Below are 18,771 nucleotides of genomic sequence, written 5' to 3'. Positions count from 1 at the left end.
AAATGAATGAAATCACAATCTTAATGACATTGGCGTCTATTCACTTTATTGCGTTGATGAGCCCTGGTCCTGACTTTGCTCTGGTAGTGCAGAATGCTACTCGTCATGGCAGACAAACCGGTATCTACATTGCTCTAGGCCTTTCTCTAGGCATCCTCGTTCACTCTTTATTTAGCCTTACTGGCATCAGTTATTTGGTACATACCCAACCGACTCTGTTCGCTATTGTTCAATTCGCTGGGGGGAGTTACCTGCTTTACCTAGGTTATGGTGCACTGCGCGCAACGGTTGCCAATATCTTCAATCATCAAGAGGATCAAACTAACGAAGCTAGCAATGACCTTGTGCTAACCAATAAGCGAGAGGCGCTGTCCAAGGGCTTTATGACCAACATCCTCAACCCGAAAGCACTGGTATTCTTTGTCAGTCTGATGTCGAGTCTTGTACCTGTTGATATGTCTTTAACCGGCAAAGGCGTCGCACTGATCATACTCTGGGGTTTGTCTTTCTTCTGGTTCGCCCTTTTGGCCTGGATGCTATCAACGAAGAAGCTCCAAACTCGCCTAAAAGAAGCATCTATCTATATTGATGCACTTTGTGGTGCGGTATTTACTATTGTTGGTGCTAGCATTCTTTGGCAAACAGCAATGTCGCTGATGGCATAGATACTGATATCAACCAAACCCTTTGTGCGAGATCTCTCACAAGCAAGTAAGAGCTTTAAGTAACTTTTGTAGGTTAACTATAGCAAAACAATCCTAAGCTACTGAAAAACATAGACATGGTTATATATCAACCGTTAGTTTGGTGAGAAAGTTCTGCTATCGTCGGTTGTGAACTTTGGGCGAACACGTAATATTAACCCTGTCGGAAGGATGCTGACACGGAACAGGAAACAACCACGGACTTGGTTATCTTCAGGAAGAAGATTCGATTATTCAGGATGAATGGTCGGCATGGAAAGCGAATTGGACATTGAACGGACGCAATAGTAACTAGGATGGTTACTACTAAGGAAAGACAATGGACACCTCTGGATGAGGAATGGAACTGTCATCAGGATGATGAAAGGGACACCGCTCAAGGAACAAGTGAGTGCGCTAACGAGGATTGTTAGCAGATCAGGATTCGATCATTTGGACACCGCTAGGATGGCGACGAAAGGAATACGCTGACGGATAACAGCACACTATCATGGATTTGATGCATGGAGCACACTTAGTAGCCGGATTGCTGCGAGTAAGACTATAACCCCGAAGGGCTTTATGCCCTCGGGGTTTTTCTTTATTTTTAATAAGTACCTAGTACCTAGATTCTAGTTCCTAGAGAAAACACATCATTCTAGGAACTAGGTACTCGTATCTAGGAACTACAGTTTCTCAAGCCTAGCGTAAGCAGTCACTAGCCACTTAATGCCTTCGCCATTGAATGCCACTTGCACTCGGCTTTGTGGGCCAGAGCCTTCAAAGTTAATGATGGTCCCTTCGCCAAATTTCGGGTGGTTCACTCGAGAACCTAGCGTGAAGCCAGTCTCATTAAAGTTCTCTTTAACCGCGGTTTGGCTGAAGCGTCCGGTACTGGTTGGACGGCTAACTTGCGCCTTCATTCTGACTTCATCAAGGCAAGTTTCAGGTAGCTCTCGAATAAATCGCGATGGCTTGTGATACTTATCCTGCCCATATAAGCGGCGCATTTCCGCATAAGTTAAGTAGAGCTTTTCCATCGCACGCGTCATACCTACATAAGCTAGGCGACGCTCTTCTTCCAAGCGCCCCGCTTCTTCTGCAGACATCTGGCTTGGGAACATCCCCTCTTCAACGCCGACCATAAAGACTAATGGGAACTCCAGACCTTTCGCACTGTGTAATGTCATCAATTGAACCGCATCATCAAACTCATCGGCCTGACCTTCGCCTGCCTCTAATGCTGCATGAGTCAAGAATGCGGTCAGCAATGTCATGTCTTCAGCCTCTTCTGGCTTCTCAAACTGACGTGTTGCCGTTACCAGTTCTTCCAGGTTCTCAATACGAGCCTTAGATTTTTCACCCTTTTCTTGCTCATACATGGTAAACAAGCCAGAAGACTTGATGACATGGTCCGTTTGTTCATGCAACGGCTGCTCTTGTGTCTCATCTTCGAGTGCATTGATAAGCTCAATAAAGCGTCCTAACGCGCCTGCAGCACGACCCGGTAATACTTGCTCTTCGATCAAAGCAACACTCGCCTGCCACATCGTCGCACCGCGATCTCGAGCAGCAAAACGGATGGTTTCTAATGTCTTATCACCCAAACCACGAGTCGGCGTATTTACTACACGTTCAAATGCCGCATCATCATTACGGTTAGCCATTAGGCGCAGGTAACTCAAGGCATCTTTGATCTCTTGGCGTTCGAAGAATCGCATCCCACCATAGATTCGATACGGTAAACCAGCTTGAATTAACGCTTCTTCAAGCACACGTGATTGGGCGTTATTGCGGTAGAGCAAGGCAGAGTCTTCTAACGCTCCGCCTTTCTCTTGCCACTCTTTAATTTTACTCACTGCAAATCGAGCCTCATCTAGCTCGTTGTAAGCGGAATACACTGAGATCAACTCACCATCATTACCGTCTGTCCACAACTCCTTACCCATACGCTCGGTGTTGTTGGAGATCAGCTCATTCGCGGCTTGAAGAATGGTCTTGGTAGAACGGTAGTTTTGTTCGAGTCGAATGGTCGATGCACTAGGGAACTCATCCAAGAACTTTTGGATATTTTCAACCTTAGCCCCACGCCAACCATAGATTGATTGGTCATCATCACCCACGATCATCACGTTACAGTCTTTGCCCGTCATCATGCGTAGCCAAGCGTATTGGATGTTGTTGGTATCTTGGAATTCGTCCACCAGAATGTGTTTAAAGCGTGCTTGATAGTGCTCGCGAATGTGCTTTTTATCACGCAACAACTCATGAGCTCGCAATAGAATCTCAGCAAAGTCGACCAAGCCAGCACGATCACACGCTTCTTGATAAGCAGAATAGATCTTAAGCCAGGTTTGCGTCACTGGATCATGGTAAGCATCAATGTGTTGAGGTCGTAAACCCTCATCTTTCTTGCCATTAATCCACCAGCTTGCTTGCTTTGCTGGCCACTGTTTTTCATCGAGGTTTTGCGCTTTGATCAAGCGGCGAAGCAATCTAATTTGATCATCAGAATCAATAATTTGGAAATCTTCTGGCAGTTTCGCATCGAGATAATGAGCACGAAGAATACGGTGACAAATACCATGAAAAGTGCCGTTCCACATACCAGAAGCGCTACCCATCATTAGCTCTTCAATACGGCCACGCATTTCTGCCGCCGCCTTGTTGGTGAAGGTCACCGACATAATAGAAAATGGCGATGCTTGCTCTACACTCTGCAGCCAAGCAATACGATGAACCAAGACTCGTGTTTTACCACTCCCTGCCCCAGCCAATACCAGGAAATTACCCAGGGGTGCCGCTACTGCTTCACGCTGTTTATCGTTTAGGCCATCGAGCAAAAGAGAGGGATCCAACATGGTCTACCTACTGTTTATTTATACATAATCGCAAGATTATACCCGCAAATGCAGGAGAATTCAGACTCGTTGACTAAAAAAATATGACTATTTTTGCACCATTAAAAACAGACACTTAGATATAAATATTCAATAAATATCTTGGGATTAATAAATTTTCTGAAAGTTTTCTTTCGCTGTTCCCATCTTATTGGATACGCAAGCTGATAATTAACAAATCATTAACTTGCGATACCACCAAAAGGATCTAGTTGAGGAAATTATTATGAGTAAATCAAATATCGCTGTAACTGCTGCAATCACAGGTTTATTGGCTCTTGGCGGCACCGCGCTTACTGCAACTCACGCTGTCGCAATGGATAAAGAGAAATGCTATGGCGTAGCAAAAGCAGGTAAGAATGACTGTGCAACCAAATCAAGCTCATGTGCAGGTACAGCAAAAGAAGATAACCAAAAAGATGCCTTTGTGGTGGTACCTAAAGGGCTTTGTGGCAAGCTTTCAGGTGGTAGTACCGAGTCAGCTTAGGTCCAGACATAACTCTAGCCCAATAAAGGGTGGTGCTGCTCAGTTTCACCCTTTCTTTACTTTGATACCACCGCAAGGAGAGCACCATGACAAACCCAAAATTACATGATTATGTTGGCGTTGGTCTTCGCTCTCCTCACTTGGAATTCTTCGGTTCCAACGAGCCTTCGACAGGCTGGTTGGAAATCCATAGTGAAAACTATTTCGTTCCCCACACACCAGAAAGACAACAGCTCAGTCGTATCAGCGAACAGTACCCAATCAGTTGCCACGGTATTGGGTTGTCGCTTGGTAGTGTAGAGCGAGTAAACCGATCACATCTCAAGCGACTCAAAGACCTAGTCTCTGCACTAAACCCGCTATTTGTTTCTGACCACTTGAGTTGGAGTCAAACTGGGGGTCACTACTTCAATGACTTATTACCGCTTCCTTACACTGAAGAGGCACTGAACATCTTTTGTCGCAACGTCTTGGAGGTACAAGACTTCTTGCAAAGACCTTTGCTGATCGAGAACCCTTCCAGCTATTTAGCCTTTAATCATTCAACCATCCGCGAATGGGAGTTTCTCGCGGAGGTGCATAAACGTACGGACTGCCGCTTGTTGCTTGATCTAAACAATATTCATGTATCTGCGTTTAATCATGATTTTAGTGCCGAGCAATATCTCAATGCGATACCTGCCGATGCAGTTGATGAAATCCACCTCGCGGGGTTCACGGTAAAACAGCTAGAACAAGGGGAGATCTGGATAGACACCCATAATCGACCAGTGAGTGAAGCCGTGTGGCAATTGTACCGAGCTTGGATCGAAAATAACGGTGTGAGGCACACACTTATCGAGTGGGACCTAGATATTCCAGAGCCAAAGGTACTGCTCGAAGAAGCAGAAAAAGCGAAGCAGGTACTCACGCAAACATTATTAAGTGAGGTATTGCTATGAGCCTCACTCTTTCAGAACTTCAAGCAAACTTTGCAAGTGCGCTGCACTATCAGGCAAGCGGTGAAGACTGTGGTATCACCTCAGATCATTTTTCAGCAGAGCAACGTATCCAGATATACCGCAACAACTTCATTATTAGCTTGCAAGAGGTATTAGCTGCCACCTACCCCGTGACGTTGGCGTTACTCGGAGAAGAATGCTTCAACCAGGTCGCACGTCACTACGTCCTTACTCATCCTTTAGAACAAGGTGATGTGACCCAATATGGGGAGCAGTTCGATGCTAGTCTGAATGCCTTTTCACAAATTCAAAGTGCAGCGCCTTACATCAATACTATCGCTAAGTTTGAGTGGAAAATGGATCAAGTTCGCTATGTGAACGACGATGTTAGCCCGCGCTATCCACTCGAGGCTCTTGCTGAACTTGATGTCGAACTGCATCCAAATGTGACTTTTACCTTACACAAGAATGTCGAGTTACTCACATCAAACTACGCCGTCTTCTCCCTCTATCAAGCCGTTAAACAACAAGAATTAGAAGGGTTAGATATCCACAACCAAGAATCCGGCGTGATTGTTTGTGGCTCAGAAGGAATACCTTGGTATCAGGTATTAGACAACAACAGTTTCCAGTTGCTGCAAAAGATGCAGCGGCAATATTCATTAAGTGAGATTCCACCAAAAGAACTCGCTTCGTTGAACGAACTCATCACCCTTCATCTTATTAGTGGCTTTGACTTAAAGCCTTAATAACCATATCTAGGAGAGTATTATGTCCAGCATACAAAATATGATGGAACGGTATGATAGTGCCGTTAACCAGCTACAGATCGGCTTTGTTCCACTGCTACTCGTCTTTTGTCGCTTATGGGTTGCATGGGTGTTCTTTAACTCGGGACTAACCAAAATAGCGTCATGGGATAGCACCCTATATCTTTTTGAACTTGAATATCAGGTACCGCTATTACCGTGGGAGTTAGCTGCTTATATGGGAACAGCTGCGGAGTTAATCCTTCCGGTGTTTATTGCTATAGGCTTATTTACTCGACCAATGGCTGCGATTCTGTTTGTTTTTAATGCCATAGCCGTGATTTCTTATCCAGTCTTGTGGGAGAAAGGCTTCTATGACCACCAACTCTGGGGTTTGATGATATTGATTAATATCGTTTGGGGTGCGGGGGCTATTTCTTTTGATTACCTATTACGAAAAAAGATTGCTGATTAAGACTACTACCAAATAAAAACACCATCTAGCGAGTGCTAGATGGCGTTTATAATTTCTTCTGATTTAGAAAGCTTAGCGAGAAGCGAGGAAGCTCTGCAATTCTTCTGCTGAGATACCTTGCTCCATTAACTCTTTGGCTAACGTACCTACCTGCTCGCCTTTTCTCGATTCAATCACGGTTTGGAATTGAAAAACGATATCACGAAGCGTGCTGAGTGGTACTTGCTTTGCCGCACTTTGAATTCTTTCAGCACTTTGGTTGCCAAGTTCAGCAAGCAGTTTGCCAAACATCACCTTCTCTGGAGCTTCTTCCATCTGCTCTAAATTACGAGCAACTTCATACGCAGTTAACGCCATGACCCTTCCAATTCAAATCAATATTTGGGAATTACAGTTTATAGAACACCAAATATACACGCGTTGTGACAAAAGGAAAAGCTATAGCCCACGGGCGTTGACAGTAATTTACGCAGCAATCGCTTGGTACCAGTGTTTAGTGCGTTTAGATAACAAGATAAACAAGCTCAACACGATAATCAGCATCTGCAACGCAATCATTTCGGTTGCTTTAAGATCTAAGCGCTGCATCGTACCGACAAAGAAACCTGCACCGCTCATTTGAAACAAACCAAGTAACGCCGCGGCTGTACCGGCTTTGTCACCGAATGACTCAAGAGCCTTGCCTGCTGCGGCACCGAGAATCCACGCAAAGCCCATAGATGATAAGAATATCGGTAGCATGAAGGCTAATGGGTGTAGGTTGCTTTGCAACACTAACATCAATACACCCGAAATTGAGATAACAACAACACCTGTTACCAATGTTTTGTGTGAACCAAAACGGTCCATAAACTTAGGTGCCGTAAAAGCTGCCAGAATGTTGAAGGCAGCGTTCAGTCCAAACCAAAGCGTAAACTCATTCATCGACAGACCACGTTGTTCAATCAATACTATCGGTGCTGAGGTCACGTAAGCCAGAATTACTGCCATCGCTAACATACAAAGGCTCGCATGGAAGGTAAATGATGGTGTGCTTAATACTGACCAGTAACGGCTTAGCTTGAATACGGCTTGTTTCTCAGTTGCTGGGTTGGTCTCTTTCATGCCTAACAGCATGCCTAAACCGACAAACAGCGCAAAACCAGCCATAAAACTAAAGTTAGAACGCCAGCCAAACTCTTGGGTTAGCCATGCTCCCAAGATAGGTGCTAGTGCAGGTATAAAACAGATCGCACCATTTAGGTAGCTGATCATACGACCGCTTTTCTCAGGACCAAAAATATCGCGAACCGTTGCAAAGGCAGCAACCGATGTTGCACAAGCGCCAAGCCCTTGTGCTAAACGAGCCATTAGCATCCATTCAATCGACTGTGCGCTCCACGCCAATAGAGCACTGATGCCATAAATTACGATGCCACCAAGAGCAACGGTTCTGCGTCCAAGCTTATCTGCTAGTGGACCAGCAAACAGCTGGCCGACACCCATCGCAAACAAGAACCAAGTAATCGTGTCCTGTGCCAATGCATTTTCAACATTAAACGTTTCAGCCATTACTGGCAGTGCAGGCAGATAGATATCGATCGCCAATGGGCTAAACAGCACCAACAAGGTTAATAACACCATCTGTGTTTTACTCTTCGACATCGTTCCAGACACCCTACTTCTCCAAACCTTCTAAAAATTTCGGCTAGATTAACCACCAAGTGATATGAATGGAAATGATGTATACTCATGACCATTATTCCATGGTGGAAATTCATGAATTATGAGTATTGAGAAGCTGGCTCGCCTCGACCTTAACTTATTGGTCTGTCTCAAGGTGTTACTGGAAGAATTGAACGTCACCCGTGCGGCGCATCGTTTATGTCTCAGCCAGTCTGCGGTAAGCAAGTCATTATCCAAACTGAGAACACAGTTTGATGATCCGTTGTTTACTCGTAATGCACACGGCTTAACGCCAACACCGCGAGCACTGTTCCTTAAACCGAAACTCGATACTCTGATCAATCAGCTTGAAGCTCTGACACATCCAGAGGAGTTCTCTCCCCACAACAGTGAATACCGCTTTCAGATCGCAGCAGTAGAAAGTGTCTATCCTCTGATTCTTCCGCACTTCTTGCCTGCGATTTTTCAGCAAGCGCCGGGGGTCACTATTTCGACTCATCCATGGTCTGAGCAAACCTTTAAGATGATTCAGCGCGGTGAGCTTGATTTAGGGATGACAGGCAAAGACATCGACATCAACGACGCAAAACTCACTATGCTGCCACCTGACGATATCTGCGAACAAGAAATTTACCGCGATACTCAGATGTGTATCGTACGTAAAGATCACCCTGCCATTACCCAACCATGGAATCTAGAGACCTACTTGTCGTTGCGTCACATTCAAGTACGTTGCGATGGCAGCGACCGTTGGCTATTGGATTACCGACTGGCAGATATTGGTCGCGAACGAGACATTGCTGTGACGGTCCCTGACTTTAACAGCGCGGCGAGCTTATGTTCTTACACTGACTTCGTGTTTACTGCGCCAAGCCATTTTGTCCAGTTGGTAGCCAAACAATATGACCTCACACTGCTGCCTCTGCCTCTCGAATTTCCACCGATGGCTTATACGCTGTTTTGGCACCGGGATAGAGAGAATGATCCAGCGCTTACTTGGCTAAGAAGTCTGATCACACAAAAAACCCATCATCTTCGCTAAAAATATGATGTTCCCTTTGCTCGTTCGGCGTAAAGTAAGTAGGTTAACAGCACATAGAATAAAGTATCGTAAGGCGAGAATTAGCTGCTTACTAAATCTCGGACTAAGCGAAATTTGAAGGAATAAAAACAGATGCATAATGATACCCAAAACCGCGTTGCAGCTATTCGCGAGTGGCTTGCTCAAAACAATATTGATGCCCTACTGGTCCCACACGAAGATGAGTACCTAGGCGAATACGTTCCGGCGCATAATGAGCGTCTTCACTGGCTGACTGGCTTTACAGGCTCAGCAGGTGCTGCGGTTATTACTCAAGATAAAGCCGCAATCTTTGTGGATGGTCGTTACACAGTGCAAGTTGTTAAACAGGTTCCGGGTGATGTTTTCGAATACCGCCACCTTATTGAAGAGCCTGCTCTAGACTGGATCACTCAAAATCTAGCAACGGGCGCATCTGTTGCTATTGACCCACGCATGCATAACTCAGCATGGCTCGACAACGCACAAGCTAAGCTTGCAGAAAAGCAAGAACTGAAGATTCTAGATAGCAACCCTATCGATGAGCTGTGGGCAGACCGTCCGGCACCGGTAGTTTCAGATATGCTGCTGATGGCAACCGAAGCGGTTGGTCAATCAAGCACAAGCAAGCGTGAAGAGATTGCAGAACTCGTAAAAGCATCAGGGGCAGACAGCGCAGTTATCACAGCGTTGGATTCGATTTGTTGGCTACTGAATGTTCGCGGTTTGGATGTATCTCGCCTACCGGTACTGCTTTCTCACGCTATCCTTCACTCAGATTCTACGGCTGAATTCTTCCTAGACCCTGCACGTATCCCTGCTGAGTTCGAGGCACACGTTGGTCAAGGCGTTAGTGTTCACCACCCTGAAACACTAAAAGCGCGTCTAGAAGTTCTAGAAGGTAAGAAGGTTCTGGTTGACCCAGCAACAAGCAACGCATGGTTCAAACTGGTTCTACAAAATGCCGGCGCGACAGTAGTGAGTAAAGCTGACCCATGTCTAATGCCAAAGGCTGCGAAGAACGATACCGAAATCGCTGGCATGAAAGCCTCTCACGTACGTGATGGTGCAGCGATGGCGCAGTTCCTATGCTGGCTAGATGCAGAAGTCGCGGCAGGTAACCTGCATGATGAAGCAGTACTTTCAGACAAACTGGAAACGATTCGTTTCCAAGACCCAACGCTAAAAGATCTGAGCTTCGATACCATCTCTGCGGCTGGCGGTAACGCAGCAATGTGTCACTACAATCATGAAAACCAACCTGAACCAGGCAAGCTTGAGATGAACACGCTGTACCTAGTCGATTCAGGCGGTCAGTACCTAGACGGCACAACAGACATCACGCGTACCATTGCGATTGGCCAGCCAAGCCAAGAGATGATCAAGCAATTTACTCTAGCGCTAAAAGGTCACATCGGTATTGCACGAGCACGCTTCCCACAAGGTACGCGCGGTTTCCAACTGGATATCCTAGCGCGTCAACACCTATGGGCTGAAGGTTATGATTACGACCACGGTACCGGTCACGGTGTTGGTCACTTCCTAAGTGTTCACGAAGGTCCTATCAGCATTTCAAAGCGTCTGATTGATGTTCCACTAACCAAAGGTATGGTGCTTTCAAACGAGCCGGGTTACTACCGTGCTGACGAGTTTGGTATCCGTATTGAAAACCTAGAGTTGGTCGTAGAAAAAGAGACAAACGGTGATTTCTCTGTACTGGCATTTGAATCACTAACTCGTTGTCCAATCGATGCACGCAACATCGACGTTGATATGCTAACTCGACCAGAACTAGCATGGCTAAACGACTACCATCAAAAAGTATGGGATGAAGTAAGCCCACTTGTTGAAGGCGATGTGAAAGAGTGGCTGCGCAATGGAACCCAACCACTAGCGCATTCATAAACTAGAAACTAGAAACTAGAAACTAGAAACTAGAAACTAGAAACTAGAAACTAGAAACTAGAAACTAGAAACTAGAAACTAGAAAAGCTTAAGGGGCTTGATGAAATATCATCAAGCCCCTCTTTTATGTTTCACGTGAAACATACAGACTATTATCCAGAGTACGCTGAGTGCCAATCTCTCCATACTGGGTCGAAGCCTTTTGAGCGAATCATACTTTCCACAGAGTTTGCACTGCGCTCGTCGCTGATTTCGAATTGTTCTAGCTCTTGTTCTTCTAGTGCATAGCCACCAGGTTGGGTTTTGGATGCCGCCGACATGGTGGTGATACCAAGTGGTAAAACATTGTCTCTGAACTTTTCTGATTCGCGAGTTGAGAGTGACAGTTCGACTTCTGGATTTAGTAATCGGTAGGCACAGATAAGCTGTACTAGCTGTTTATCTGTCATCACCGATTTAGGCTGAACCTCTCCTTTAATGGGAGCGCCCTCACATGGTCTCAGGCGTGGAAACGAAATCGAGTAGCGGGTTTGCCAGTAGGTTCGTTCTAGGTAATCAAGATGAGCCGCTACGTAGAAGCAGTCCGTTCTCCACTCCTCCAAACCAATCAGCGCACCAATACCAATCTTATCGATGCCCGCTTTTGCTAAGCGATCAGGGGTTTCAAGGCGGTAGTTGAAGTCCATCTTGTTTCCACGCAGATGGTGCTCGGCGTAGGTCGATGGATGGTAAGTCTCTTGGTAGACCATGACCGCATCGAGACCAAGTTCTTTTAACTCTGCGTAATCAACTTGGTCTAGTGGCTGAACTTCCATCGCAAGGTAGTTGAAGTGAGGTTTGATGATAGGAAGCATCTGGCGGAAATAATTCATACCTACCTTAGTTTCATGCTCACCGGTTACCAATAACACGCTATCAAACTTCATCTTCTTGATAGCCTGAGTTTCTGCTAACACCTCTTCCTGATTTAAGGTTCTGCGCTTAATCCGGTTGTCCATTGAGAAACCACAGTAGGTACAAGAGTTGGCACAAAGGTTAGAAAGATACAGCGGGATGTAGAGCGACATGGTATTACCAAATCGCTTTCGCGTAGCGGCATAAGAGAGTTGTGCCATCTGTTCGAGATAGCCTTCTGCAGCCGGAGAGATGAGTGCTTTAAAGTCTTCTAGGTCTCGTTTGGGTTTCGCTAAGGCACGCTCAACATCTTGCGCTGTTTTAGCGTAGATCGACATTGAGATGTCATCCCAGTTAAGCGAATTAAAGGTATCGACAAAACTCATGGTCTATCTCCTCAAAGCTCATCTAAGAATGATGTCAGAGGGCTTGAAGCTACCGCATGGGACACCTGACCAGCAAGCCCAGACTCATAAGCCATTCTTCCTGACTCTACTGCTAACTTAAATGCTTTTGCCATTGCAACAGGATTGGCAGCCGCGGCAATTGCTGTGTTAACTAGCACGGCATCAGCGCCCATTTCCATCGCTCTTGCAGCATGAGATGGCGCACCAATACCAGCATCAACGACTACTGGTACTCTTGCTTGGTCGATGATGATTTCGAGAAAGTCTTGAGAAACCACACCTTTGTTCGAACCGATAGGTGCGCCCAATGGCATCACGGCTGCACAGCCAACCTCTTCAAGTCGCTTACATAACACAGGGTCAGCATGACAATATGGCAGTACAACAAAGCCATCTTTTACCAGTTGCTCAGCTGCCGCCAATGTCTCGATTGGATCTGGCATTAAGTATTTTGGGTCCGGGTGTATCTCTAGTTTTAACCAATTCGTGCCTAACGCTTCACGAGCAAGGTGTGCTGCGAAAATCGCATCTTTGGCATTCTTTGCTCCGGATGTGTTTGGCAGTAGGTTCACACCGGACGCAAGCAATGGCTTCAAAATATCATCTTGTTGATCATTCACATCGACACGTTTAAGTGCCATAGTCGCAAGTTCAGAACCAGACTCCAGAATCGACTGCGCCATCAATTGGCTATTGGCAAACTTGCCTGTGCCTGCGAATAGACGTGATTGAAATTGTTTATCCCCGATAGTCAGCATAACGATTAGCCCCCTGCGATCGCTTGAAATAGAGAAATTGAGTCACCCTCGGATAGCGTTGTTTTGTTCCACTCGCTCTTAGGGACAACTTGGTTATTGATAGCAAACACGCAACCAACGGCTGGCAAAGCGAACGCTTCTATTATCTGAGCTAGGTTGGCATCAACACTGACTTGTTGAAGCTGTTCGTTAATCTTGATCGATATGGAGCTCATGATAGCTCTCCAGTTTGTTGTTTTTGGTTTGAGTTTGATGATGTAAATGGTGACCCACATACTGTGCATTGTGGATCAGGAGCAATAGCCAAGGTCTGCCATTGCAGAGAAAGCCCATCAAAAAGATGTAAGGTTTGAGGTGTTAGTGTATATCTGCCGCGCGCAAGTTTTTGAATCGTTGCGAGCGCTTGATAGTTTCCTATCGTTCCAACAACGGGTCCCACGATTCCGCTCTCACTACACTTTGCCGTATTTGGTACTTCATCGAATGGGAATAAACAGCGATAACAAGCCACCTTCGACTCGCGTCGGTGTTCAGGTTCACCTTGATTTACCGTTGCGCGATTTGAGTATTCAAAAACCGCAAACTGCCCTTTCCAACCAATCGCAGACCCAGACACTAAGTCTGTCGTTTGCTGAAAACAGGTGAGGTTGATGAGCTGGCGTGTCGGCATATTATCGCTACAATCCAACACAACGTCGGCAAGCATGACCTCGAGCCCTAGCCTTTTTTCATCAAGACGTTCACAGATAGAACGAACCCTAATCGAGGAATTTAAACTCATCAGTTGCTCACGCATTGATTCTGCTTTTGGCCGTCCAAGATCTGACTCTCGGTAGACAGTCTGCCTCTGCAGATTGCTACTCTCTACTACATCATCGTCCACAATAACTAAACGCCCCACACCCGATGCGGCAAGATACTGGGCAGCTGCACTACCTAGTCCACCACATCCAATGATGAGTACGTGTGCTTTATTCAACTTGAGTTGCCCTTGCTCACCGACTTCTGTGAGTGAGACTTGTCGTTGATAGCGCAAAAAGGCAGCGTCACTCAATCTATTGTTTTCGGACATGACTAGACCACCTCAACATCCTTGATAACCCTTGCAGGGGCTTTCATCACTTGAGCAAACTCATCAATCACTTGTTGAGGGTCATCGGCTAAGGTAATAGCTCGAACCACCGCTAAGCTTGAAACGCCACTATCCCAAACTTGATCTGCATTCGTTGCATCGATGCCACCAATAGCAACCGTTGGAAATCCGACTTTTTCCCCATAAGGAATGGTATCAATCAGCTGTTGATACAATTTGAGACGGACTAACCCTTGAGGCAGAGAAGGCATCTTCTTAGTCGTCGTTGGGAATATATGACCCAGTGCAATATAGCTAGGTTGGATTTGAATGATGCGGAGCAACTCATAATAACCATGGGTCGATAGCCCTAAACAGATACCTGCATCAGCCAATATCTCAAGATTCGATTCATCGATATCTTCTTGTCCAAGATGGATGCCAAAAGCGCCATGTTTTAACGCGAGTTGCCAATAGTCGTTAATGAAAACCTGTGCGTTATGCTCCCTACCCAACTCAATCGCTCGAACAACCTGCTGTTCAAGGTCTGATTGATCTGGGTCTTTAATTCGCAATTGAATCGTGTTGATACCCATAGGTAACAGGCGCTCTATCCACGTGACATCATCAACAACGGGATAAAGTCCTAAACTTGATTTAGTCAGTGTCGGGAACTCAATTAATGCTGATGACAGTGAAAGCGACCAACCAACTTTAATATCGAGTCGACCGTCTTCAAGCACTGGCGTTGGAAATACATCAAATTCAAATGCCCATGTTTCACGTGAAACACTTGTCATCGCTCGAGCTAACGTTAATGAATCTTCAATAGGAAAATCGAGCGCTAACAAGGTAGTCACCCATGCAAGGTGACGATGATTGTCATTATCAGAGGAGCTCTTACTATCACGCTTAAGAGCACGACTTTCGCCTGTGATCGGGTGAGTCCATACGTCTAATTGAGACCCAACATCACTAACATTCAGGTAAATGTCTTCACACGACCGTCGCGTTACACGACTAATCGATGCTGATTGGTAGACAAGGTTATAAGTAGCCTTATGGCTAAGATTGCAATCGGAGGAGATAAGATCAGTCGTTACTATAATCTGTTCTCGGTCAGGAGATTCAAGCTCAATCGCTTGAGTTGAGCTTACGCCCAACTCAAACTTATCAATATTAAAGCCTTGCAGCTTCGCTAAAGATAAACACGCTTGTATCTCTCCCGTTAGCTCAATCAAAGAACGTGGGATTAAGATACGCGTTTTCATTAATCGACCTCAGAGGTAACCGCTGGATGGTAAAGCTCTGAGCCTGTCGATTTAAACTCTTCTGATTTCTTACGCATCCCCTCTAGCGGGTCATCTAGCATCTTGATGGATATGGCTTGATCCGCTGCTACTTGCTCTGTGTCTTTTGCATACTCACGAACCTCTTGAGAGATCTTCATTGAGCAGAATTTAGGACCACACATAGAACAGAAATGGGCAACCTTACCTGACTCTTGTGGCAACGTCTCATCATGGAATGAGCGCGCGGTATCAGGGTCAAGCGCAAGGTTAAACTGGTCTTCCCATCGGAACTCAAAGCGAGCTTTTGACAATGCGTTATCTCGAACCTGTGCACCCGGATGACCTTTCGCTAAGTCCGCCGCATGAGCGGCAAGTTTATAGGTGATCATGCCTGTCTTAACGTCATCTTTATTCGGTAAACCAAGGTGCTCTTTAGGGGTTACATAACACAACATTGCACAGCCATACCAACCGATCATCGCAGCACCAATGCCTGATGTAATATGGTCATAACCAGGGGCAATGTCGGTAGTAAGTGGACCAAGAGTATAGAAAGGTGCTTCGTGACAATGCTCTAGCTGCTCTTCCATGTTCTCTTTGATCATATGCATTGGCACGTGACCAGGACCTTCAATAATCACCTGAACATCATATTCCCATGCAATCTTAGTGAGCTCTCCAAGGGTTCTTAATTCCGCAAACTGCGCCTCATCGTTAGCGTCTGCAATTGAACCAGGACGAAGACCATCACCCAAAGATAGGGCAACATCATACTTCGCACAGATCTCACAGATCTCACGGAAGTTGGTGTAGAGGAAGCTTTCTTGGTGATGCGCCAGACACCACTTCGCGATAATAGAACCACCACGCGAAACGATGCCAGTAACACGCTTAGCGGTCATCGGAACATAACGCAGTAGCAAACCAGCATGGATAGTAAAGTAATCAACGCCCTGCTCTGCTTGCTCAATCAAAGTGTCACGCATCACTTCCCAATTAAGGTTCTCAGCGATGCCGTTCACTTTCTCAAGAGCTTGATACATAGGAACGGTACCAATTGGTACTGGGCTATTGCGAAGTATCCATTCACGGGTTTCATGAATGTTTCGACCAGTAGAGAGATCCATAGCTGTATCCCCACCCCAACGTGTTGCCCAGACTAACTTTTCTACTTCCTCTTCAATCGATGACGTGACCGATGAATTACCAATGTTAGCGTTTACTTTAACCAGAAAATTGCGACCAATAATCATTGGTTCTGATTCAGGGTGGTTGATATTAGAAGGAATGATTGCGCGACCTTCCGCTACTTCCTTACGCACGAATTCGGGCGTGATATCTTTTGGTAGATTTGCCCCAAAGCTTTGACCTGGGTGCTGTTGAGTAAGAACGTCATCACGATAGCGAGCACGTCCCATGTTCTCACGCAGTGCAATGTATTCCATTTCAGGCGTGATAATCCCTTGGCGAGCATAGTGCAACTGAGTAACACAGTTGCCATCTTTAGCACGTCGAATACGTGGTAGATTACCGTAACGTAAGTCGTCCAGTGTCGAGTCTTCTAAACGTTCCTTGGTATAAACCGAGCTAACATCATCGAGAAGCTCTGTATCTCCTCGCTCATCAATCCATGCTTCTCTTAGCTTCGGTAAGCCATTGTATAGATCTATTTCATGCTCAGGGTCTGTGTATACACCGGAGGTGTCATAAACACGTACAGGCTCGTTAGGCTCAAAGATTGGGTTGTCTTTGCTACCACCCACTAGGCTGTCTGCAAGAGCAATTTCTCGCATAGGGACACGAACATCAGGGCGTGAGCCCTCTACATAGACTTTGGTTGAATTTGGGTACGGCTGTACCGAGAGAGTTTCAATAAACTGTTTTGCTTCCAGTCTCGCTTGTTTGCGACTCGACATAGCATTTTTCCTTAAATGATTATATTTAGATAAAAATGCTTGGCGGATAGATGCGACAAGAGGGTGAGTAAAATCAAGATAGTAAGAGTCTAGTTGATTTACTCGATAGTCAGATCAGTAGGACTACTGATATAGGTATCTTCTCCTGTTCCCTTCGCAGATATTAATCTGAATCAGGTTCAACGGATCCCGAATTAACGGTCTCAGCACTAAGGCACTCCGACAAGTAGCAGCAGTATATAAAATCGGCTTGGTTAAACCAAGCCGACCTGTAGATTCATAAGGATGGAATTGTAAAAGAAATTACATTCGTGAGCTAAGCAACACTATCGCTGCAATGATTAGCCTTTAATCAAGAGCTGGAATCCAATCCAAGCAGCAGAGATGCTCAGTACTACGTTCAATAGAACGTTTAGGCCCATCTTAAAGAATGCGCCTTGCTGCATTAGAAGCACATTATCCATAGAGAAAGTAGAGAAAGTAGTTAGTGCACCAAGAAATCCAAGACCGATGATCTGGCGCCATGGTTCAGTTGCCAAAGAGCCATTTTCAAACGCTGCGATCAACAGACCCATGATAAATGAGCCAACAATATTCACCGTTAATGTGCCATATGGAAAGCCACGACCAAGCAACATTACGCAAAACTCAGATACAAGATAACGAGAGCATGCACCAAATGCCCCACCAATGGCGATAAAGCCTAAAATAGAAAACTGTCCCATGATTACTCCCAATAAGTATCTGGTTAAATTTTAATTCGCAACCTGCTTATGTTAAGAACAAATATAAGCAATAAATGGATTAATAGTGTTTAGAAATGAAAAAGTTACAGGAGTCACCTTTAAGTATTCTAAGGTTCTCTATGAGATAGACTACTCTACGCTCTTTAAAATGCAAAAAGGCCTTAGTCTTTCGACTAAGGCCTTAAGTATGGCAGGGGTGGAGAGATTCGAACTCCCAACACGCGGATTTGGAATCCGCTGCTCTGCCAATTGGAGCTACACCCCTAAATTTTTCTACAATCAAGTTCAATAGGCTCGAACTCCCAACACGTCCTATCACAGGTACTTGGGGAATTCGCTGCGCTTTGTTCTTTCGAATTAGAGCGCACTCCTGTGTGACCTACAGTTTATCACATTGTAGATTCGAAAAAACCTCGCATTAAGCGAGGCTTCTCAATAAGTGGCGGAGTGGACGGGACTCGAACCCGCGACCCCCGGCGTGACAGGCCGGTATTCTAACCAACTGAACTACCACTCCGCAGTGGCTTACTCGCTATTAAGCAAGTGTCCATAATTTAAAGCCTGGCGATGACCTACTCTCACATGGGGAAGCCCCACACTACCATCGGCGCTGTTGCGTTTCACTTCTGAGTTCGGCATGGAATCAGGTGGGTCCACAACGCTATGGTCGCCAAGCAAATTCTTTAATTCGGAAAGCTGTTTCGTTCTACACTACATTCAATGTTCTTATCTGAGTCCATCAAAACCCCTTGGGTGTTGTATGGTTAAGCCTCACGGGCAATTAGTACAGGTTAGCTCAACGCCTCACAACGCTTACACAC

At 45.6% G+C, this 18,771-nt stretch carries 17 protein-coding genes, 2 tRNA genes, 1 rRNA gene and 1 riboswitch; of the genes, 7 read left to right on the top strand and 13 right to left on the bottom strand.

The features are described from left to right. Positions 1–2 precede the first annotated feature (2 nt). Positions 3–665 (top strand): LysE family translocator, encoded by a 663-nt coding sequence (locus DPF91_RS21380; protein WP_117236457.1) that lies wholly within the window; start codon positions 3–5, stop codon positions 663–665. 704 nt (positions 666–1,369) lie between these two features. Here DPF91_RS21380 and uvrD read toward each other — a convergent pair. Continuing rightward, entirely contained in the window at positions 1,370–3,544 is a 2,175-nt protein-coding gene (gene uvrD, locus DPF91_RS21375) for a DNA helicase II (protein WP_117236456.1), read from the bottom strand. Between the two features lie 265 nt (positions 3,545–3,809). Between uvrD and DPF91_RS21370 the strand changes: the two genes are divergently transcribed. From DPF91_RS21370 to DPF91_RS21355, 4 genes are all read left to right on the top strand, one after another. Next, a complete protein-coding gene (locus DPF91_RS21370; protein ID WP_117236455.1) occupies positions 3,810–4,070 on the top strand; it encodes a BufA1 family periplasmic bufferin-type metallophore in 261 nt (86 codons plus the stop codon). Positions 4,071–4,156: 86 nt separating this feature from the next. Next, positions 4,157–5,011 carry an MNIO family bufferin maturase gene (bufB, locus tag DPF91_RS21365; RefSeq protein ID WP_117236454.1) on the top strand — a complete coding sequence of 285 codons (855 nt, stop codon included), beginning with the start codon at positions 4,157–4,159 and terminating at the stop codon, positions 5,009–5,011. Further along, the gene (locus DPF91_RS21360; protein ID WP_117236453.1) at positions 5,008–5,760 is read left to right on the top strand and encodes an HvfC/BufC N-terminal domain-containing protein; all 753 of its coding nucleotides are present in this window, start codon (positions 5,008–5,010) and stop codon (positions 5,758–5,760) included. Before bufB ends, DPF91_RS21360 begins: the two co-directional genes overlap by 4 nt. A gap of 22 nt (positions 5,761–5,782) precedes the next feature. Next, complete coding sequence (locus DPF91_RS21355; protein WP_420855632.1) at positions 5,783–6,235, top strand: DoxX family protein; 453 nt, start codon at positions 5,783–5,785, stop codon at positions 6,233–6,235. 72 nt (positions 6,236–6,307) lie between these two features. On the opposite strand, the gene tsrA is transcribed toward DPF91_RS21355, so the two are convergent. Together tsrA and DPF91_RS21345 are read right to left on the bottom strand one after the other, a co-directional pair. After that, entirely contained in the window at positions 6,308–6,592 is a 285-nt protein-coding gene (tsrA, locus tag DPF91_RS21350; RefSeq protein ID WP_117236451.1) for an H-NS-like global regulator TsrA, read from the bottom strand. A 108-nt stretch (positions 6,593–6,700) separates the two neighbouring features. After that, entirely contained in the window at positions 6,701–7,879 is a 1,179-nt protein-coding gene (locus DPF91_RS21345) for a multidrug effflux MFS transporter (protein ID WP_241033873.1), read from the bottom strand. A 121-nt stretch (positions 7,880–8,000) separates the two neighbouring features. Between DPF91_RS21345 and DPF91_RS21340 the strand changes: the two genes are divergently transcribed. After that, complete coding sequence (locus tag DPF91_RS21340; protein ID WP_117236450.1) at positions 8,001–8,942, top strand: LysR substrate-binding domain-containing protein; 942 nt, start codon at positions 8,001–8,003, stop codon at positions 8,940–8,942. Between the two features lie 132 nt (positions 8,943–9,074). Beyond that, complete coding sequence (locus DPF91_RS21335) at positions 9,075–10,865, top strand: aminopeptidase P family protein (RefSeq protein ID WP_117236449.1); 1,791 nt, start codon at positions 9,075–9,077, stop codon at positions 10,863–10,865. A 152-nt stretch (positions 10,866–11,017) separates the two neighbouring features. Here the strand turns inward: DPF91_RS21335 and thiH are convergent, their stop codons facing one another. The 10 genes from thiH to rrf form a co-directional block, all read right to left on the bottom strand. After that, the gene (gene thiH / locus DPF91_RS21330) at positions 11,018–12,145 is read right to left on the bottom strand and encodes a 2-iminoacetate synthase ThiH (protein ID WP_117236448.1); all 1,128 of its coding nucleotides are present in this window, start codon (positions 12,143–12,145) and stop codon (positions 11,018–11,020) included. A gap of 11 nt (positions 12,146–12,156) precedes the next feature. After that, on the bottom strand, positions 12,157–12,924 hold the full coding sequence (locus tag DPF91_RS21325) for a thiazole synthase (protein ID WP_117236447.1): 768 nt from the start codon (positions 12,922–12,924) through the stop codon (positions 12,157–12,159). 5 nt (positions 12,925–12,929) lie between these two features. Further along, a complete protein-coding gene (gene thiS, locus DPF91_RS21320; RefSeq protein WP_241033872.1) occupies positions 12,930–13,139 on the bottom strand; it encodes a sulfur carrier protein ThiS in 210 nt (69 codons plus the stop codon). After that, the gene (locus DPF91_RS21315; RefSeq protein ID WP_117236445.1) at positions 13,136–13,996 is read right to left on the bottom strand and encodes a HesA/MoeB/ThiF family protein; all 861 of its coding nucleotides are present in this window, start codon (positions 13,994–13,996) and stop codon (positions 13,136–13,138) included. Before DPF91_RS21315 ends, thiS begins: the two co-directional genes overlap by 4 nt. Positions 13,997–13,998: 2 nt before the next feature. After that, positions 13,999–15,267, bottom strand: a complete 1,269-nt coding sequence (locus DPF91_RS21310; RefSeq protein WP_117236444.1) for a thiamine phosphate synthase — start codon at positions 15,265–15,267, stop codon at positions 13,999–14,001. After that, a complete protein-coding gene (gene thiC, locus DPF91_RS21305) occupies positions 15,267–17,204 on the bottom strand; it encodes a phosphomethylpyrimidine synthase ThiC (RefSeq protein WP_117236443.1) in 1,938 nt (645 codons plus the stop codon). The genes DPF91_RS21310 and thiC overlap by 1 nt, the downstream gene beginning before the upstream one ends. A gap of 132 nt (positions 17,205–17,336) precedes the next feature. Beyond that, positions 17,337–17,436, bottom strand: a riboswitch (TPP riboswitch). 109 nt (positions 17,437–17,545) lie between these two features. Further along, on the bottom strand, positions 17,546–17,929 hold the full coding sequence (gene crcB, locus DPF91_RS21300) for a fluoride efflux transporter CrcB (RefSeq protein WP_117236442.1): 384 nt from the start codon (positions 17,927–17,929) through the stop codon (positions 17,546–17,548). A gap of 209 nt (positions 17,930–18,138) precedes the next feature. Further along, positions 18,139–18,215: transfer RNA gene (locus DPF91_RS21295), tRNA-Trp, on the bottom strand. A gap of 175 nt (positions 18,216–18,390) precedes the next feature. Continuing rightward, positions 18,391–18,467, bottom strand: a tRNA-Asp gene (locus tag DPF91_RS21290). 42 nt (positions 18,468–18,509) lie between these two features. Then, a 5S ribosomal RNA gene (gene rrf / locus DPF91_RS21285) occupies positions 18,510–18,625 on the bottom strand. Positions 18,626–18,771 lie beyond the last annotated feature (146 nt).

Source organism: Vibrio maerlii, assembly GCF_003415655.1.
Lineage (GTDB): Bacteria > Pseudomonadota > Gammaproteobacteria > Enterobacterales > Vibrionaceae > Vibrio > Vibrio maerlii.
This window is presented reverse-complemented; position numbering and strand designations above follow the sequence as displayed.

Bases quoted from the DNA above. Each gene is read 5' to 3' on its own strand.
- DPF91_RS21380 (WP_117236457.1), top strand. From the start codon at position 3: ATGAATGAAATCACAATCTTAATGACATTGGCGTCTATTCACTTTATT.
- uvrD (WP_117236456.1), bottom strand. From the start codon at position 3,544: ATGTTGGATCCCTCTCTTTTGCTCGATGGCCTAAACGATAAACAGCGT.
- DPF91_RS21370 (WP_117236455.1), top strand. From the start codon at position 3,810: ATGAGTAAATCAAATATCGCTGTAACTGCTGCAATCACAGGTTTATTG.
- bufB (WP_117236454.1), top strand. From the start codon at position 4,157: ATGACAAACCCAAAATTACATGATTATGTTGGCGTTGGTCTTCGCTCT.
- DPF91_RS21360 (WP_117236453.1), top strand. From the start codon at position 5,008: ATGAGCCTCACTCTTTCAGAACTTCAAGCAAACTTTGCAAGTGCGCTG.
- DPF91_RS21355 (WP_420855632.1), top strand. From the start codon at position 5,783: ATGTCCAGCATACAAAATATGATGGAACGGTATGATAGTGCCGTTAAC.
- tsrA (WP_117236451.1), bottom strand. From the start codon at position 6,592: ATGGCGTTAACTGCGTATGAAGTTGCTCGTAATTTAGAGCAGATGGAA.
- DPF91_RS21345 (WP_241033873.1), bottom strand. From the start codon at position 7,879: ATGTCGAAGAGTAAAACACAGATGGTGTTATTAACCTTGTTGGTGCTG.
- DPF91_RS21340 (WP_117236450.1), top strand. From the start codon at position 8,001: ATGAGTATTGAGAAGCTGGCTCGCCTCGACCTTAACTTATTGGTCTGT.
- DPF91_RS21335 (WP_117236449.1), top strand. From the start codon at position 9,075: ATGCATAATGATACCCAAAACCGCGTTGCAGCTATTCGCGAGTGGCTT.
- thiH (WP_117236448.1), bottom strand. From the start codon at position 12,145: ATGAGTTTTGTCGATACCTTTAATTCGCTTAACTGGGATGACATCTCA.
- DPF91_RS21325 (WP_117236447.1), bottom strand. From the start codon at position 12,924: ATGCTGACTATCGGGGATAAACAATTTCAATCACGTCTATTCGCAGGC.
- thiS (WP_241033872.1), bottom strand. From the start codon at position 13,139: ATGAGCTCCATATCGATCAAGATTAACGAACAGCTTCAACAAGTCAGT.
- DPF91_RS21315 (WP_117236445.1), bottom strand. From the start codon at position 13,996: ATGTCCGAAAACAATAGATTGAGTGACGCTGCCTTTTTGCGCTATCAA.
- DPF91_RS21310 (WP_117236444.1), bottom strand. From the start codon at position 15,267: ATGAAAACGCGTATCTTAATCCCACGTTCTTTGATTGAGCTAACGGGA.
- thiC (WP_117236443.1), bottom strand. From the start codon at position 17,204: ATGTCGAGTCGCAAACAAGCGAGACTGGAAGCAAAACAGTTTATTGAA.
- crcB (WP_117236442.1), bottom strand. From the start codon at position 17,929: ATGGGACAGTTTTCTATTTTAGGCTTTATCGCCATTGGTGGGGCATTT.